Source organism: Magnetospirillum sulfuroxidans (genome assembly GCF_018224925.1).
Taxonomy (GTDB): domain Bacteria; phylum Pseudomonadota; class Alphaproteobacteria; order Rhodospirillales; family Magnetospirillaceae; genus Magnetospirillum; species Magnetospirillum sulfuroxidans.
The window spans coordinates 45,793-63,272 of the sequence record NZ_JAGTUF010000004.1 but is presented as its reverse complement, the minus strand read 5'-3'; the positions used below and the strand labels follow the sequence as shown (position 1 = coordinate 63,272).

Genomic DNA, 17,480 nt, shown 5'->3' with positions numbered 1-17,480 from the left:
CGGAAATCCATGGGCCAAATCGGCGCCAAGAAGCCCAGCTTCCAGCAATTGATCCTGACGCTACAGAATTTCTGGGCGGAGCAGGGCTGTGTCATCTTACAGCCCTATGACATGGAAGTGGGCGCGGGGACCTTTCACCCGGCCACCACTTTGCGCGCCTTGGGGCCAGACCCGTGGAAATGCGCCTATGTGCAGCCGTCGCGCCGGCCCAAGGATGGGCGGTATGGCGAGAACCCCAACCGTCTTCAGCATTACTATCAATTCCAGGTGCTGTTGAAGCCAAGCCCGGCCAATTCGCAGGAATTGTACCTGGAAAGCCTGCGCCGGCTGGGCGTCGATCCCCTGGCCCACGACATCCGTTTTGTCGAGGATGATTGGGAAAGCCCGACCCTGGGCGCCTGGGGCCTGGGCTGGGAAGTGTGGTGCGACGGCATGGAGGTGACCCAGTTCACCTATTTCCAGCAGGTCGGCGGCATCGAATGCGATCCGGTGGCGGTGGAACTGACCTATGGGCTGGAACGTCTGGCCATGTACATCCAGGGCGTGGAAAACGTCTATGACCTGGATTTCAATGGCCAAGGCGTCAAATACGGCGACGTCTTCTTGCAGGCGGAAAAGGAATATTCCGCCCATAATTTCGAACATGCCGACACCGACATGCTGTACCGCCACTTCGTCGATGCCGAGACCGAATGCCAGAATCTGTTGGCCGCCGGTCTGTCATTGCCGGCCTATGACCAGTGCATCAAGGCGTCGCATCGCTTCAATCTGCTTGATGCGCGCGGCGTCATCTCGGTGACCGAACGGCAAAGCTATATCGGCCGCGTCCGCGCCTTGGCCAAGGCCTGCTGTGAAGGCTGGTTGGCCGACAGCACGAAGAAGGGGGCTTAAGTCATGGCCGAGTTGCTGCTGGAAATCTTCTCGGAAGAAATCCCCGCCCGCATGCAAGCCCGCGCCGCCGAGGATCTGCTGCGCCTGGTCGGCGAAGGCTTGGCCAAGAACGGTTTGTCCTTTGACGGCGCCAAATCCTTTGTCACGCCCCGCCGTCTGGTGCTGGTGATCGAGGGATTGCCTGCCGCTGGTCCCGATGTATCGGAAGAAAAGCGCGGCCCCCGTGTCGGCGCCCCCGAACAGGCCATGGCCGGGTTCCTGGCCTCGACCGGCATGAGCCTGGATCAATTGGAACAGCGCGACACCGGCAAGGGCGTGTTCTATTTCGCCGTCATCAACAAGAAAGGGCGTCCGACCGTGGACGCCGCCAAGGACGTCATCGAAGCGGCCTTGACCGATTTCCCCTGGCCGAAATCGCAGCGCTGGGGCGCCAATACGGTGCGGTGGGTGCGGCCGTTGCAATCTCTCTTGTGCCTGTTCGCCGGCGCCGTGGTGCCGGTCAGCTTTGGCCCCATTCGTGCCGGCAACGTATCGCGCGGCCACCGCTTTTTGGCTCCCGCCGATTTCACCGTGACCGATTTCGCCGATTATTCCACCAAGCTGGCCGCCGCCAAGGTGGTGCTGGACCCGGTGGAACGCCGTCACGCCATTTTGCGCCAGGCCGAAGAAGCCGTCGCCCGCGAGGGCTTCGCTTTGCGCGCCGATGACGGTTTGCTGGCCGAGGTCACCGGGTTGGTGGAATATCCCAACGTCATGGTCGGCACTATCGACGATAAATTCATGGCGGTGCCGCAAGAGGTGCTGATCACCTCCATGCGGTCGCATCAGAAATATTTCTCGCTGCTGAAAGCCGATGGTTCGCTGGCGCCGCGCTTCTTGGTGGTGTCCAACATGGCGACCAATGATAACGGCGCCGCCATCACCGCCGGCAATCAGCGCGTTTTGCGCGCCCGCTTGTCCGACGCCGCCTTCTTCTGGGACACCGACCGCAAGCAAACGCTGGAATCGCGGCTGCCCAAGCTGGCCGAGCGTCTGTTCTATGCCAAGCTTGGCACCATGGCCGACAAGGTCGAGCGCATCGCCACCTTGTCGCGCCACCTGACCGCTTTCGTCGAGGCCGCCCATGCCGATGACGCCGAGCGTGCCGCCCGGCTGGCCAAGGCCGATCTGTCCACCGAAATGGTTGGCGAGTTCCCCGAACTCCAGGGCATCATGGGCCGTTATTACGCCCTGAACGACGGTGAGAAGCCCGAAGTGGCCGATGCCATCGCCGGCCATTACGCCCCGCAAGGGCCGTCGGATGCGGTGCCGACTGCGCCGCTCACCATCTGCGCCGCCTTGGCCGACAAGATCGACAGCTTGGTCGGCTTTTTCGCCATCGACGAAAAGCCCACCGGCTCCAAGGACCCCTTCGCCCTGCGGCGCGCCGCCCTGGGGGTGATCCGGCTGGTGGTGGAAAACAATCTGCGTCTGCCGTTGTTCACCGTGCTCCAGTTCGCCCATTCGCTGTACAAGCCGGGGGTTTTGGCGGCCGAGCCGAAGATGGTCGCCAACGATCTGTTGGATTTCTTCGCCGACCGCATGAAGGTCCATCTCAAGGAAAAGGGCGTGCGCCACGATCTGGTCAACGCAGTCTTCGCCTTGGGCGACGAGGACGATCTGGTTCGTCTGCTTGCTCGCGTCGATGCTTTGGCCGACTTCCTGCGTTCTGACGATGGCGCCAATCTGCTGATCGCATATCGCCGCGCCACGAATATCGTTAAGATCGAAGAAAAGAAGGACGGCGCCAGCTTTGCCGGGGCTACCGACGCGGCCCTCTTGCGCGAACCCGAGGAACGCGCTTTGGTGGAGGCCTTGGTTCCGGCGCGCGATGCCTTGGCCCATGCGCTGAAGGCGGAAAACTTCGCTGACGCCATGGCTGCCCTGGCTGGGTTGCGCCGGCCGGTGGATGCCTTCTTCGACAAGGTGACGGTGAATGCCGACGAATCCGAGTTGCGTGTGAACCGCCTGAAACTATTGGCCGAAATCGGTGCTGCCATGGGTGAAGTGGCCGATTTCGCCAAGGTCGAAGGCTAACAATCGGCTAATGGCGGGGGCGTACCCCCGCCGCTAATCGCGGGATGCGCCCCCTTTATGTCGGGGCCGGAAGCGTTGAAAAGGACACAACCATGAGCAAATGGGTCTACGGCTTCGGTGGTGGTCGTGCCGAAGGGCGCGCCGACATGAAGAACCTGCTGGGGGGCAAGGGCGCCAATCTGGCGGAGATGGCCAATCTGGGCATTCCGGTGCCACCCGGTTTCACCATTCCGACCGAGGTGTGCACCTATTACTATTCCAACGGCAACACCTATCCGGCGGCGCTGATCGAACAGGTCGCCGAGGCCTTGAACCGGGTCGAAGAGATCATGGGGGCCAAGTTCGGCGATGCCGCCAACCCGTTGCTGGTGTCGGTGCGCTCGGGGGCGCGGGCGTCCATGCCCGGCATGATGGACACCATCTTGAATCTGGGCTTGAACGACGTCTCGGTCGAAGGCTTGGCCAAGCGCTCGGGCGATGCCCGCTTCGCCTATGATTCCTATCGCCGTTTCATTCAGATGTATTCCGACGTGGTGCTGGGGGTCGAGCATCATCACTTCGAAGACATCTTGGAAGAAGCCAAGACCGATCGCGACATCACCTTGGACACCGAACTGACCGCCGATGATTGGAAAAAGGTGGTCGGCAAGTACAAGGACAAGGTTCTGGCCCAGTTGGGCGCCCCCTTTCCGCAAGACGTTCATGACCAGTTGTGGGGGGCGGTCGGCGCCGTGTTCGGGTCTTGGATGAACCAGCGCGCCATCACCTATCGCCGCCTGCATGACATCCCCGAAATCTGGGGCACCGCCGTCAATGTTCAGGCCATGGTGTTCGGCAATATGGGCGACGATTGCTGTACCGGTGTCTGCTTCACCCGCGATCCGTCCAACGGCGACAACGATTTCTATGGCGAATTCCTGGTCAATGCCCAGGGCGAGGACGTGGTCGCCGGCATTCGCACGCCGCAGCAATTGACCAAGCATGGCCGCGAGTTGCAGCGTTCCGATCTGCCGTCCATGGAAGAGGTGATGCCCGAGGTGTTCCGCGAGTTGAACGCCATCCGCCACAAGCTGGAAGCGCATTATACCGACATGCAGGACATGGAATTCACGGTGCAGCAAAAACGCCTGTGGATGCTGCAAACCCGCACCGGCAAACGTACCACCAACGCCGCCCTGAAAATCGCCGTCGATATGGCGCGCGAAGGCCTGATCACCCGCAAGGAAGCCATCGGCCGCATTGACCCGGCGGCGCTGGACCAATTGCTGCATCCGACCTTGGACCCCAAGGCCGAGCGCAATCTGCTGGCCCGTGGTCTGCCGGCCTCGCCGGGGGCCGCTTCGGGCAAGGTGGTGTTCTCGGCCGAGGATGCCGAGGCCTGGGTCAAGGACAAGAAAGAACAGGTCATCTTGGTCCGGATCGAGACCAGCCCGGAAGATATCGGCGGCATGCATGTGTCTCAGGGCATCTTGACCACCCGCGGCGGCATGACCAGCCACGCCGCCGTGGTCGCCCGCGGCATGGGCACGCCCTGCGTCGCCGGTTGCGGCGAAGTCCGCGTCGATTATGCCGCCAAGACCTTGAAGGTGGCTGGCCGCGTCGTCAGCGAAGGGGACGTCATCACCATCGATGGCGGCACCGGCGAAGTGTTCTTGGGGGCGGTTCCCACCGTGCAGCCGGAACTGACCGGCGATTTCGCCACCTTGATGGAATGGGTCGACACTATCCGCATCTTGAAGGTGCGGGCCAATGCTGAAACCCCGACCGATGCGGCCACCGCCCGCAAATTCGGGGCCGAGGGCATCGGCCTGTGTCGGACCGAGCACATGTTCTTTGCCCCCGAACGCATCTTGGCGGTACGCGAAATGATCCTGGCCGCCAACGAAAAGGGCCGCCGCACCGCCCTGGCCAAGTTGTTGCCGTTCCAGCGCCAGGATTTCACCGATTTGTTCAACATCATGCAAGGCTTGCCGGTGACCATTCGCCTGCTTGATCCGCCGCTGCATGAGTTCTTGCCCCATACCGACGCGGAAATCGACGAGATCGCCGCCGCCGCCGGGGTTGAACCCGATGCGGTCAAGGCGCGCAATGCCTCGTTGCATGAATCCAACCCCATGCTCGGCCATCGCGGCTGTCGTTTGGGCATCACCTATCCGGAAATCTATGAGATGCAGGCCCGCGCCATTTTCGAGGCGGCGGTGCAGGTGTCGCGGGAAACCGGGCGGACGGTGACGCCGGAAATCATGATCCCGCTGGTGGGGGCCAAAAAGGAACTCGACATCTTGAAAGCGTCCATCGACAAGGTGGCGCTGGCGGTGTTCGAGGAAAGCGCTTACCAGCTCAAATACATGGTCGGCACCATGATCGAATTGCCGCGTGCGGCCCTGTTGGCCGGTCAGATCGCCGAATCGGCCGAGTTCTTCTCGTTCGGCACCAACGACCTGACCCAAACCACCTTCGGCATGAGCCGTGACGATTCCGGCCCGTTCCTGGAAGTCTATCGGGCCAAGGGCATCTATGAACACGACCCCTTCGCCCAGCTTGATCAGGCGGGTGTGGGGGAACTGGTCAAGATCGCCAGTGAACGCGGCCGCGCCGCCCGTCCCGGTCTGAAGTTGGGCATCTGTGGCGAACATGGCGGTGATCCGTCGTCGATCGCGTTCTGCCAAAGCGTCGGCCTGGATTACGTTTCGTGCTCGCCCTATCGGGTGCCGATCGCCCGCCTTGCCGCCGCCCAAGCGGCGCTTGGCGACGCCAAGGGCAGCGGCATGCACTGATTTCGCCGCTGAGGTGAAAAATAAAGCCCCGGCCGCAAGGCCGGGGCTTTTTGGTTGCTTCTTTCTTTCCTGGCCGCGGCCAAGGCGCTACTTTTCCCGGCATGAATACAAGGCTACTTCTTTCTTGGTTTCATGGGGGTGTCGGCGCGCTGTTGGTGCTGTTCTGGCCGGCGCTGACGCTGGCTGAACCGGTCCGCTTTTGTGTCGATCCCGACTGGCCCCCCTATGAAATCATCGACGAGCACGGCCGCCATCAAGGCATTGCCGCCGATCTGCTGCGGGTGATTGCCGACAGGGCCGGGCTGGAACTGAGCTTGGTGCGCACCGCCAATTGGCAAGAAAGCCTGAATGCGGCCGAAGACGGCCGCTGTCAGTTTCTCAGTTTTCTCAACGCCACCCCGGCGCGGGCCGAGTGGCTGGATTTCACCAAGCCGGTCTTCGTCGATCCCAATGTGATCGTCACCCGTGAAGACCATGCCCTGGTCTCGGATCTGGCGGCGATGACCCGCGAGACCCTGGTTCTGCCCAAGGGAACCTCGGTCGAGGAACGGTTGCGGCGCGACTTTCCCAATCTCAGCATTTTGACCACTGAAACCGAGGCCGAGGCGTTCGCCATGGTGTCGGGTCGGCAGGCGGACATGACTTTGCGCTCGCTGACCGTCGCCGTTTACACCATCAAGAAAGAAGGCTGGTTCAATCTCAAGGTTTCCGGCCAAGTGCCCGGCTACGACAATTTGTTGCGGATCGGCGTGCGCCGGGGGAACGATGCCCTGGTTGAGCGACTGAACCAGGCCATCGCCACCATCGACGTGCAGGAACGGGCGGCGATCGCCAACCGCCATGTCTCGATTACCGTGCGGACTGGGGTTGATCCCGTGCTGGTCCGCAATCTTGGGGCGATCTTTGGCGTCATTTTGATCACCAGCTTCTTTTGGGCGTTGAAGCTGAAAGCCGTCAATGCCGAATTGAAAAGGCTGTCGCTCACCGACCGCCTGACCAGCCTGGGCAATCGCGCCTTTCTCAATGATCACATGGCGGCCGAGATCCCGCGCTGCAAACGCTATAGTCGGCCATTTTCAATCATCTTGCTGGATTTGGATTACTTCAAGGCGATCAACGACCGGTTTGGTCATCTGGCGGGGGACCAGGTGCTGGTCGCCTTTGCCGCGATCATGCGGGCGCAGGCCCGTCAGTCCGACATCCTGGGGCGCTGGGGCGGCGAGGAATTCCTGGTCTTGTGTCCCGACACCAACCAGGAGCAGGCGGTGGTGCTGGGCGAACGAATCCGTCAGGCCATGGCCAGCCATGTCGGCCCGACATCGTGTCACCATACGGTCAGCGCCGGCATCGCCACCTTGCGCCATACGGATACGGCGGACACTTTGCTGGCCATGGCCGACCAAGCTTTGTATCAAGCCAAGGCCCTGGGGCGAAATCGGGTTGTCGCCGCTTGAGGCTTCCCCCCGATGCCGGCTCGCGCTACCTTGCCGCGCCATGACCACCACCCCAGACCGTGCCCTGCAAACCCGCGTGCAATCGCCCCCACCACGTACCCGCCATCTGGCGCCGGTACTGTCGGTGTTGTTGCACCTGCTGTTGGCCTTGGCGTGGATGGGCTTTCCGCTGCCGGATCTGCCAGACCCAGAACCGCAAGCCATGACCGTGGATATCGTGCCGCCGCCGCCGCCGCCAGCAGCATCAGCCCCGTCCAAACAACAATCAGCCCCGGCGGCCAAGGCTGGTCCCGACGGCAAGCCGATCCCGCAATTGGCCGAAGGCGAGTTGGCGGAAAAATCGACGCCGGTATCGGAAACGCAAAGTCCAAAACCAGCCCAACCCAACCCGGTGGCGGCGGTGCCGGCGGCAAAAGAGAAAAAGCCGGCCCCGGTCAATCAAAACGAACGCGACTGGGTGCTGTCGCGGGTGTTGCGCCACTGGAAGCCGCCATCGGGCCTGTCCGCCTATGACAAGGCCGATATCAGCCTGAAGGTCAAGGTGCTGGCCGATGGTCATTTTTCCGATATTTACGATGCGCGCCGGCCGTGGAATCCGGTCGAGGTCTTCGACGGCTATCAGTCCTTGCCGCCGGGGGCCATCCAACGGCGGATCATCGACGCCATCTATGGCGCCATCCGCAAATCACAGCCCTTGGCCCTGCCGCCGGGCTTGCGCGAAAAAGCACCTTTTGATCTAAGGTTGGATTTCCGTTTCAAGGATGCACGCTGATAGGATAGGCGTATGAGCACACCGCCCAAACTCGAACGCTTCGCCGCCGACAATCTCACCATTTTAGTGGTCGAGGATGACGACACCACCCGATCCCTGCTGTGCCGCATGCTGAAAACCATGGGGGCCGCGCAAATCCTCGAGGCGGCCCATGGGGGCGACGGTCTGCGGCTGGCCTGGGAACACAAGCCGACCATCGCCATCTGCGATATCGAGATGGCCCCGGTCGATGGATTGTCGTTTCTGGGGGGCGTGCGGGCGGCGCTGGATCCCAAGGTGTCGGCGTTGCCGGTGGTGATGTTCACCGGCTCGAAGGACAGTGCCGCCATGGAAAAGGCCAAGGGGCTGGGGGTGCAGGGCTATCTGCTCAAGCCCTTCAATCCCAAGGGCTTCGCCACCTATATGTGCGATATGGTGGCCAAGCATTACAAAGCCGATTGGAGGAGTGCGGGCACTCCTCCACCGTCGGAATAAAGCTAGGCCAGGCTTTCGCCCTTGGCCGCTTTGGCCAGCAAGGCGATGGTGTTGTCGACGCCGTAAAGCTTGATGAAGCTGCCCATGCGCGGCCCCTGATCCTGGCCCAGCAGCACCTCGTAACAGGCCTTGAACCACGCCTTCAGCTCACCGAAGCATTCACGCTTGCCGATGTCATAGACGGCTGATTGGATGTCCTCGGCCGAGGCGTCGGCGGCCAATCCCCGCAACGCCGTTTCCAGATCGGCGAAGGCTTGGGCTTCATCGGCGCTGGCGGTGCGGTACTTCTTTGCCGGCTTGACGAAGTCGCGGTAATAGGCAACGGCGCCATCGACCAATTTGTCGAGGATGGGGGCGGTTTCGGGGCTGGCGCCCGGCGCGTAACGCTGGATGAACCCCCACAGCACCGCCTTGTCTTCGGAATTGCACACCGAAGCCAAGTTCAGCAGGATCGAGAAGGTCAGGTGCGAATCCTCACGCGGCGGCTGACCGTTGTGGATGTGCCAGATCGGGCTGTCCAACCGCTTTTGCGTCTCGTCGATATCGAACTTGGCCAAAAAGGTCAGGTAATCATCGACCGACCGCGGGATGACGTCGAAATACAGCCGCTTGGCCGCCTTGGGCTTTTGGTACATGAACAGCGACAGCGATTCGGGCGGCGCGTATTTCAGCCAATCTTCCACCGCCAGGCCATTGCCCTTGGATTTGGAAATCTTTTGGCCCTGGTCGTCCAAGAACAGCTCGTAGGTCAGGTTCAAGGGCGGGGTGCCGCCGATGTTGCGGCAGATGCGGCCGGACAGTTCCACCGAGGGGATCAGGTCCTTGCCGCTCATTTCGTAATCGACGCCCAGCGCGTACCAGCGCATGGCCCAATCGGCCTTCCACTGCATCTTGCAATGGGCGCCGGTGACCGGGGTTTCCACCAGCGTGCCGTCTTCGCGCTTGTAGACGATGGTGCCGGCGGCGACGTTGCGTTCGACCACCGGGACTTGCAGCACCACCCCGGTTTCCGGGCAGACCGGCAAGAAGGGGGAATAGGTCTGGCGCCGTTCCTCGCCCAGGGTCGGCAAGATGACGTTGATGACCTGCTCATAGCATTCAAGGATCCGCAGCTTGGCGGCGTCGAACTTGCCGGTTTCGTACCATTCGGTCGCCGACTGGAATTCGTATTCAAAGCCGAAGCTGTCCAAAAACGCGCGCAGGCGGGCGTTGTTGTGATGGCCAAAGCTTTCATGGGTGCCGAACGGGTCGGGGATACGGGTCAGCGGCTTGCCCAGATGCGGCGCGACGATGTCCTTGTTGGGGATGTTGTCGGGCACCTTGCGCAAGCCGTCCATGTCGTCGGAAAAGGCGAACAGGCGGGTGGGGATATGGGGCGCCAAAATCTTGAAGGCGTTGCGAACCATGGTGGTGCGCACCACTTCGCCGAAGGTGCCGATATGGGGCAGGCCGGACGGACCATAGCCGGTCTCGAACAGCACATAGCCTTTGTCCGGGCATTTGCCTTTCAGCCGCTCGTCCAGCAGCGTCTTGGCTTCTTGGAAGGGCCAGGCCGAGGAAGTGCGGGCGAGAGCGGCAAGATCGGACATGATTTTCGGTCCCATGACGAAAGTGAAGAGCGGAAACCTAAGCCGCCCCGGCGGTAAGGTCAATCAATTGCCGGCTTTTACCGGGACGGTTATGGTGTGGAAATGTTTGGGAAGGGATGATCCATGAGCAAATGCGTCTGCGGCTCCGGCCTTGATGTCGACCAATGTTGCGCCCCGGTGATCAGCGGCACCCCGGCGGCCAGCGCCGAGGCTTTGCTGCGGGCCCGTTACGTCGCCTTTTGCACAGGCGATCTTGATTTTCTTGCCGCCACCTTGGCGCCAGAGCGGATGGACGATTTCGAACGGGCCGAGGTCGAGGCCTCGGCCAAACTGGTTAAGCCGCAATTCGTCGAGGTGCGCCGGGTCAATGACCGAGGCGATGTGGCCGAAATCGAGTATGTCGCCTATTTCCGTATCAACAACCAGCCGCACGCTCACCATGAAGTGGGGCATTTTCGACAAGAAGACGGCACATGGCTGTATGTGGACGGCGAGGTCAATCCGAAGACGGCGCCGCGTCAGGTGGAAAAGGTCGGGCGCAACGATCCGTGCTCGTGCGGGTCGGGGCAGAAATACAAGAAGTGCTGCGGCGCCTGAGATGGCCCGGCATTTCGCCTGCACCGCTTGCGGCAAATGCTGCCATGGTGTGTTGCCGCTGACCGTGGCCGAAGCTTTGGAACATGCCGGACGCTTTCCGTTGGCGGTCATGTTCGTCCCCATCCGGGCCAAGGCGAAATCGTTTGAGATCGCGGCGCGGTTGGGAATGATGCTGGACAAGAAGACGGCGCTCCGGGTCATGCCGATAGCCTATCTGCCCCGTGACGCCAGTTGTCCGGCCTTGGCGGCGGACGGTTTATGTTCCATCCACGATCATAAGCCGGTGCGGTGCCGGGCCATGCCGTTTTTCGCCTGGCGGGCCGAGGCCGAGCAGGTCGATCTGCTGGTTCCCCGCGCCGGTTGGGCTTGCGATACCGCGGCGGATGCTCCGGCGGTTTACGACGGGGGCAAGATTTTGGACCGCACTGACTTTGCGGCGGAACGCGCCGCCTTGGAAGAACAAGGCGCGGTGTTGCGCGGCTATGGCGAACGGCTGCTGCCCCTGGCGGCGGGGCTGGGGCCGGCGCTGGCGGCCATCGCCGCCAAGCCCCAGGGCGGCGAGGTTATCGTGGGGTTTTCCACCTTGCTGCGCCGCTTGCCGGAAGTGGATAAAACAGCGGTGGCCCGTGCCCAGGTGGCGGTGCTGGCGGCTTGGGCCGATAAGGGCGACGCCGCTTACCGGCGCAATATCGCCGGCTTCAAAGCCGAGATGGAGAGGCTGCGGGGTTAACGGGACGGCGAAGGGGGGAGACAGGAGGCGGTGACCTCCTCCTGGGCCAGTGCTTGGTTTTTGTCGCGATCGAGACGGGCGAAGACCTCTTTTGCCCGGGTGCGGAATTCGGCACGGCTGACCTTGAAATCCAGGTTGCTATCAGCGGTCATCACCGGGTCTTCACCTCTGCCAACGCTGTGGTGACGAAACCAGGAATTGGGGGCGGCCCCCGCGTCAGGCAGATCGGCATGATTGCTGTCGATATTTCCCTCTGGGGATGGCGACAGGTCCTTATTTTGCGGCTCGATCAGGAACGGGCGGCGGATTTCTTGCAATTCATCGGCAGTGATGACGCCGTCGTCGTCACGGTCAAGGCGGGTGAATTGTGCGGTTGAATCGGCCTCGAACTCGTCGTTCGTGATCAGGCCGTCGCGGTTGCTGCCGGTGTGGGCGAACCAGACGGTTAAGGCGTCGTGGCAGAGAGCCCGGCCCAGCGGTTCGCCATTGGGGCTGTGGATCAGTTGCCGGAATGCGGGGGCGCCGTCATGGGGATTGCTGTCGTGCTCTGTCCTGGGGGGGATGAGGCGCAGCCGGCAAGCGATAACGACACGGCAAGGAGAGCAAGGCAAAAACGCATGGTCTTTCTTTCTTCAAACGAGGCTGGCTGGAGCATCAGCGCGTTTGTGCGGATCTGCGTCAGGAAACCATGGCCCTAAAGCGCAGAGCGTTAAATCGGAAGCGCCTGTAGGATTGCTTCGCAAATGGGCTATCGCCCAAACCCATCCGGGGCGAACCCCGGTCCTCTTTGATTTTATTGATTAAAAAAAAGGGGGTCTGGGGGTCACCCCAGGCTGGGCCGGGGCGGCAGCCCCGTCACGAAGTGATCCTGATTTAACGCTCGGCGCTCTAATCATACCGCTGAGCGGAAGCGACCACCGGGACCCTTAATCGGCGGGCCATCCGCGGCATAGGGCGCGCGGCAGCCTGAGCCTAACCAAATCCCACTAATGCAATTCGGCCCGGATTTTTTGGCGCAGTACGTCGATGGGCACCAATTCATCGCCTTGCTTCAAATGCCAGAAGGTCCAGCCGTTGCAGGCCGGGGCGTTCTGCACCAAGGCCCCGACCTTGTGGATTGATCCGCGATGATCGGCGCTGATCAAGGTGCCGTCGGCGCGCACCTTGGCGGTCAGGGTGTCCTTGCCATTGCCGTACAGCACGGTGCCGACCTCCAGCAGGCCGCGCTCGACCACGGTGCCAAAGGGGACGCGCGGTTCCGATTTCTTCGACGGCGTCGACAGCAGCGACAGGTCCGACACTGGACGCACCTTGCCGATGCGCGCCTCGGCCGCCTTGATGTAATCGGGATCGCGTTCGCAGCCGATGAAATGGCGTTTCAGCTTTTTCGCCACCGCGCCGGTGGTGCCGGTGCCAAAGAACGGGTCCAGCACCACATCGCCGGGCTTGGTGGTGGCCATCAGCACCCGGTACAGCAGCATTTCCGGCTTTTGCGTCGGATGCACCTTGGTGCCGTCATTCTTCAGCCGTTCCGAGCCGGTGCATAACGGGATGGTCCAGTCGCTGCGCATCTGCAAATCGTCGTTGAGCGCCTTCATCGCTTCATAGTTGAAGGTATAGCGACTTTCCGCCGATTTGGCGCACCAGATCAGGGTCTCGTGGGCGTTGGTGAAACGGGTGCCGCGGAAATTGGGCATGGGGTTGGATTTGCGCCAAACGATATCGTTAAGCAGCCAAAATCCCAGATCCTGCAAACTGGCGCCGACCCGGAAGATGTTGTGATAGCTGCCGATCACCCACAAGGCGCCGTCATCCTTAAGGATGCGGCGGGCGGCGGCCAGCCAGCGGCGGGTGAAATCGTCATAGTCGCGGAAGCTGTCGAAACGATCCCAATCGTCATCGACGCCATCGACGCGGCTGTTGTTGGGGCGCAAAAGCTCGCCGCCCAACTGAAGATTATAGGGCGGGTCGGCGAAGACCAAGTCCACCGATTTGGCGGGCAGGGATTCCATGGCGGCGATACAATCACCCACCAAAATGGTGTCGAGCGGCAGTGTCATGACCACACTTTGAGTCAAATGACAGATTCCGTCAAGAACCTATTGGAATCAATGAATTCTTAACGATTACCCGGCTTGCTGCGCTAAATTCAGCGCGGCCTGATCAAGGAAGCCGAAGATCTGGTCGGCCGGCATCGGCCGGGCCACCAGATAGCCCTGGGCTTCATCACAAAGGTGATGATGCAGCAGGTCCTTTTGCTGATTGTCCTCGACCCCTTCGGCCACCACTTTCAGGTTGAGCGAATGGGCCAGTCCGACGATGGTCGAGACCAGCATGGTGTCGCGGGCATCGTTGCCGATGTCGCGGACAAATGAACGGTCGATCTTGACCGAATTGACCGGCAGCGCCTTGAGATAGGACAGCGACGAATAGCCGGTGCCGAAATCGTCGATGGCCAGACTGATGCCCAAGGCGGTCAAGTGCTGCAAGATGTTCGATTGCCCCTGGCCCACTTCCATGGCGAAGCTTTCGGTGATTTCCAGCACCAGCATTTCCGCCGGCAGACCGGTTTGGGTCAGGATTCCGGCGACCAGGGTCGGCAGATCGGGGTTTTTCAGGTCCAGGCTGGACAGATTGACGGCCATGGTGACGGGGTGGCCGCGCTCCAGGCATTCCACCCCGACGGCGCAGGCTTTTTCCAGCACGAAGAGATCAATCTGGGTGATCAGGCCCAGTTCCTCGGCCAGGGGAATGAAATCGATGGGCGGGATGTGGCCAAGATTGGGGTGGTGCCAGCGCACCAGCGCCTCGAAGCCGGCGATGGCCCCGCCTCTGAGCGTTTGCTTGGGCTGGTAATGCACATCAAAGGCACGGGCTTCGATGGCCGCGCGCAAGGCCGATTCCAGTTCCAGCCGACGCTCTTGGCGTTGGGTCATGTCGGTGGAATAGAATTTGAAGCGGCCCTTGCCCTCGTCCTTGGCTTGGTACATGGCGGTGTCGGCGTATTTCAGCAAGGTTTCGGCGTCGCTGCCATCCTCGGGGTACAGACTGATGCCGATGGAGGAGCCGACAAAGGCCTCGCGGCCTTCCAGCATGAACACCGCCGACAAGGCCGTCAGCAGCTTTTCCGCCACCAAGATGACGTCCGCGGCGGTTTCTATGCGTTCCAGCACCAGGGCGAATTCGTCGCCGCCCAGGCGGGAAATGGTGTCGGACGAGCGGGTGCAGGCACGCAAGCGCCGCGCCACCTCGACCAGCAAGGCGTCGCCGGCCCGGTGGCCGATGCTGTCATTGACCTTTTTAAAGCCATCCAGGTCCAAAAACAGCACCGCGATCTTGCGGGATTCACGGCTGGCCAGGGTGACCGCATGGTTCAGGCGGTCACGGAACAATGCCCGGTTGGGCAGGTCGGTCAGCGGGTCGTAATGGGCCAGATGCTCGATGTGGCGCTGACTTTCCACCTGTGCGGTGATGTCGGTGAAACTGGCGACATAGTACCGCGGCAGGTCCAGACCGGGTTCGAACAAGGCGGCGATGTTTTCACGGGCGACGAAGATCGACCCATCCTTGCGGCGGTTCTTCAATTCACCCTGCCACGATCCGGTGGTCAGCAGGGAATGCCACATCTGGGCATAGAAATCATCGTCGTGGTGATACGAGCGCAGCACGTTGGCCTTGTGGCCCAACACCTCGGCGGGGCCATAGCCGGTGAGCTTGGTGAAGGCCGGATTGATGCGGACGATGGAGCCATCGCCGGTGGTCACCACCAAGGCTTCCAAGGCGTTGGCGAAAACATGGGCGGCCAGGCGGTTTTCTTCCTCGGCTTCGGCCTTTTCGGCGAGGCGCAGCAAAGCGCGGCGGGAACCATAGATCAGACAGGTGAGGCCGAGCAGCCAGATGGCGGCATGGGACAGCGTAACGGATTGGAGGTGGCGTAAAAGCAAAGCCCCGTAGACAGGAGTGTTCAGGCTGTACTCCTGCAACCCAAAGGAGAGGGATTGCTGCCAGTCAACGTTCCACCAAAGAGAGAGTGTGATTACGAAAGACCAAAGTATGCCCACAGTGGACGCGGTGCGCATAACCACTGAGCGAAGCGTTGGCGACGTCGTATTTCCTTTTGTGTTCATGTGCTTGTGTTCTTCGATCCCCGACGGGATACGCTAACACCGTAGGAAAAATATGGGTATGAAATTATGATGCCGCAGACTTACAGCAATAGCAGCTGGGCCACCGGGGCAAAGCTTTTGCGGTGATGCGGGGTTGGTCCCAGACGGCGCAAGGCCTCCAGGTGGGCTTGGGTGCCATAGCCGGAATTGCCGGCCCAGCCGTAGCCGGGGAAGGTGGTGTCCAGTTCCGCCATCAGCCGATCCCGGTAAACCTTGGCCACCACCGAAGCGGCGGCGATGGACAGTGACTTGCCATCACCGCCGATGACGCAATGGACGGTGCAGGGCAGCGGCGGCGGTCGGTTGCCATCGACCAGGGCGTGGTCGATGGTCCGTCCCAAGCCAGCGACGGCGCGGCCCATGGCCAAGAAGGTCGCTTGCAGAATGTTGAGGCGGTCGATTTCGGCGACGCTGGCTTCGCCGATGGCAAAACGGCAATGGTCGGTGACCAGGGCCGCCAGATGGTCGCGCTTGCGTGCGCTCAATTTCTTTGAATCGTTCAGATGCGCGGCCAGTTCCGCCGGCAAATTCGCCGGATCGATGATCACCGCCGCCGCCACCACCGGCCCGGCCAGCGGCCCGCGGCCGACTTCGTCGATGCCGGCGACGATGCCGCTCAAGGCGGCTTCCCGCGAGAGATCAGGCATCCTTATTCCCCGAGCGGCGGCGGATCAGCTTTTGGGCGATGCGAGCCTCGTGGACAAAGGCATGCGAGAGCAGGTCGCGCAGGCTCAGGGCGCCGGTTTCCGCCACCGCATGCAGGCGACGCATGGCCAGCAGCCAAAGCGGACTGAGGATCAGCGACAGTACCGCCACCGCCACCACCAATTTGGTTTCCGCCCCGGTGATCAGCTTGGCCGCCTTGCCGACCTCGGCCAGCAAAAAGGAAAACTCGCCGATTTGGGCCAAGGCGACGCCGGCGACGAAGGACAACCGCCAATCCTGGCGCAACAGACGCAGGGCGGCGATATTCAAGACGGTCTTGAACAAGGTGACCATCAGCAGCAAGGTCATGACCTGGCCCAGATGCTTCCAGATAAAGCTGAAATCCAGCAGCAGCCCAATGGACAGGAAGAACACCATCAGCAAGACGCTTTGCACCGGCTCGGCGCTTTTCAAGATGGTTTCGCGCTGGGTCGAGTTGCCGATGACGACGCCGGCGAGAAAGGCGCCATAGGCCGGCGACAAATCCATCAACCCCGACAAGGCGGCGGCGCCGAAACACCAGGCCAGGGCGGTCAATGGTCCCAGCTCGCCGCTTTTGGCCAGTTTGTTGGTTACCGGCAAGCGCACCTGCTTTCTGACCAGCAGCCAGAACAATCCGGCGAGAAAGGCGACCGAGAACACCACCTTGGCGACGTCGATGGGCATGATGCCCTTGCGTTCCATGCTGCCGAGAAACAGCATCATCGGCACCACCGCCATGTCCTGGGCGATAAGGATGCCGATGACCGTGCGGCCGACCGGTTTATCCAGGTCGCCGGAACTCTCCAGCATCTTGATGACCACGGCGGTGGACGACACCGCCACGGCGAAGCCCAGCACCATGGACAGGCCAAAGCTCCAGCCCAGCAGATGGCGTAAGGCCAACGCGGTGCCGACCGAGCCGGCGATCTGGATCAAGGTGGTGACCACCGCCACTTTCCAGCCCTGGATGAAGCGGCGTAATTCCAATTCGATGCCGATGACGAACAACAGCATCAACACGCCGAATTCGGCCAAGGTGGAAACCGCATCGCGGTTGCTGATGAGCTTGAGCCCGGACGGTCCCAGCACCACCCCGGCCAGGATATAGCCGACGATGGCCGGTTGGCGCAGCCGCGTCATGATGACGCCGCAGGCCAAAGCGGCCAGGGCGACAATGGCGACGGCGGTCAGTTCCGAATGCTGGATGTCCATAATCGTGGTGTTCTTACCATGGTTTGCCCGGCTGGTTTAGGCGCTTGTCGTGGCG

At 61.7% G+C, this 17,480-nt stretch carries 14 protein-coding genes; 8 read left to right on the top strand and 6 right to left on the bottom strand.

Going from position 1 to position 17,480, the window contains the following annotated elements:
• Nucleotides 1-9: 9 nt before the first annotated feature.
• From KEC16_RS06420 to KEC16_RS06395, 6 genes are all read left to right on the top strand, one after another.
• On the top strand, nucleotides 10-891 hold the full coding sequence (locus tag KEC16_RS06420) for a glycine--tRNA ligase subunit alpha (RefSeq protein ID WP_211547024.1): 882 nt from the start codon (nucleotides 10-12) through the stop codon (nucleotides 889-891).
• A 3-nt stretch (nucleotides 892-894) separates the two neighbouring features.
• Complete coding sequence (gene glyS / locus KEC16_RS06415; protein WP_211547022.1) at nucleotides 895-2,967, top strand: glycine--tRNA ligase subunit beta; 2,073 nt, start codon at nucleotides 895-897, stop codon at nucleotides 2,965-2,967.
• A 92-nt stretch (nucleotides 2,968-3,059) separates the two neighbouring features.
• Nucleotides 3,060-5,744 (top strand): pyruvate, phosphate dikinase, encoded by a 2,685-nt coding sequence (ppdK, locus tag KEC16_RS06410; RefSeq protein WP_211547020.1) that lies wholly within the window; start codon nucleotides 3,060-3,062, stop codon nucleotides 5,742-5,744.
• A 155-nt stretch (nucleotides 5,745-5,899) separates the two neighbouring features.
• A complete protein-coding gene (locus KEC16_RS06405; RefSeq protein WP_211547018.1) occupies nucleotides 5,900-7,198 on the top strand; it encodes a diguanylate cyclase in 1,299 nt (432 codons plus the stop codon).
• Nucleotides 7,199-7,238: 40 nt separating this feature from the next.
• The gene (locus KEC16_RS06400) at nucleotides 7,239-7,970 is read left to right on the top strand and encodes a hypothetical protein (protein WP_211547016.1); all 732 of its coding nucleotides are present in this window, start codon (nucleotides 7,239-7,241) and stop codon (nucleotides 7,968-7,970) included.
• Between the two features lie 12 nt (nucleotides 7,971-7,982).
• A complete protein-coding gene (locus tag KEC16_RS06395) occupies nucleotides 7,983-8,444 on the top strand; it encodes a response regulator (protein WP_211547014.1) in 462 nt (153 codons plus the stop codon).
• Between the two features lie 2 nt (nucleotides 8,445-8,446).
• On the opposite strand, the gene KEC16_RS06390 is transcribed toward KEC16_RS06395, so the two are convergent.
• On the bottom strand, nucleotides 8,447-10,033 hold the full coding sequence (locus tag KEC16_RS06390) for a lysine--tRNA ligase (protein WP_211547012.1): 1,587 nt from the start codon (nucleotides 10,031-10,033) through the stop codon (nucleotides 8,447-8,449).
• Nucleotides 10,034-10,156: 123 nt separating this feature from the next.
• Here KEC16_RS06390 and KEC16_RS06385 point away from each other — a divergent pair, with 123 nt between their 5' ends.
• Nucleotides 10,157-10,630, top strand: a complete 474-nt coding sequence (locus KEC16_RS06385; RefSeq protein WP_211547010.1) for a YchJ family protein — start codon at nucleotides 10,157-10,159, stop codon at nucleotides 10,628-10,630.
• 1 nt (nucleotide 10,631) lies between these two features.
• Entirely contained in the window at nucleotides 10,632-11,360 is a 729-nt protein-coding gene (locus KEC16_RS06380; protein ID WP_211547008.1) for a YkgJ family cysteine cluster protein, read from the top strand.
• On the opposite strand, the gene KEC16_RS06375 is transcribed toward KEC16_RS06380, so the two are convergent.
• The 5 genes from KEC16_RS06375 to magA all read right to left on the bottom strand — a co-directional run bounded on the left by KEC16_RS06375 (nucleotide 11,357) and on the right by magA (nucleotide 17,425).
• Complete coding sequence (locus KEC16_RS06375; protein ID WP_211547006.1) at nucleotides 11,357-11,971, bottom strand: EF-hand domain-containing protein; 615 nt, start codon at nucleotides 11,969-11,971, stop codon at nucleotides 11,357-11,359. The genes KEC16_RS06380 and KEC16_RS06375 overlap by 4 nt on opposite strands.
• A 375-nt stretch (nucleotides 11,972-12,346) precedes the next feature.
• The gene (locus KEC16_RS06370; RefSeq protein ID WP_211547004.1) at nucleotides 12,347-13,420 is read right to left on the bottom strand and encodes a site-specific DNA-methyltransferase; all 1,074 of its coding nucleotides are present in this window, start codon (nucleotides 13,418-13,420) and stop codon (nucleotides 12,347-12,349) included.
• A 66-nt stretch (nucleotides 13,421-13,486) separates the two neighbouring features.
• Nucleotides 13,487-15,304 (bottom strand): putative bifunctional diguanylate cyclase/phosphodiesterase, encoded by a 1,818-nt coding sequence (locus tag KEC16_RS06365; RefSeq protein WP_211547002.1) that lies wholly within the window; start codon nucleotides 15,302-15,304, stop codon nucleotides 13,487-13,489.
• Nucleotides 15,305-15,567: 263 nt separating this feature from the next.
• On the bottom strand, nucleotides 15,568-16,173 hold the full coding sequence (gene rnhB / locus KEC16_RS06360; protein WP_211547000.1) for a ribonuclease HII: 606 nt from the start codon (nucleotides 16,171-16,173) through the stop codon (nucleotides 15,568-15,570).
• Nucleotides 16,166-17,425, bottom strand: coding sequence for an iron transporter MagA (gene magA, locus KEC16_RS06355; protein WP_211546998.1), 1,260 nt, complete (start codon nucleotides 17,423-17,425; stop codon nucleotides 16,166-16,168). The genes rnhB and magA overlap by 8 nt, the downstream gene beginning before the upstream one ends.
• Nucleotides 17,426-17,480 lie beyond the last annotated feature (55 nt).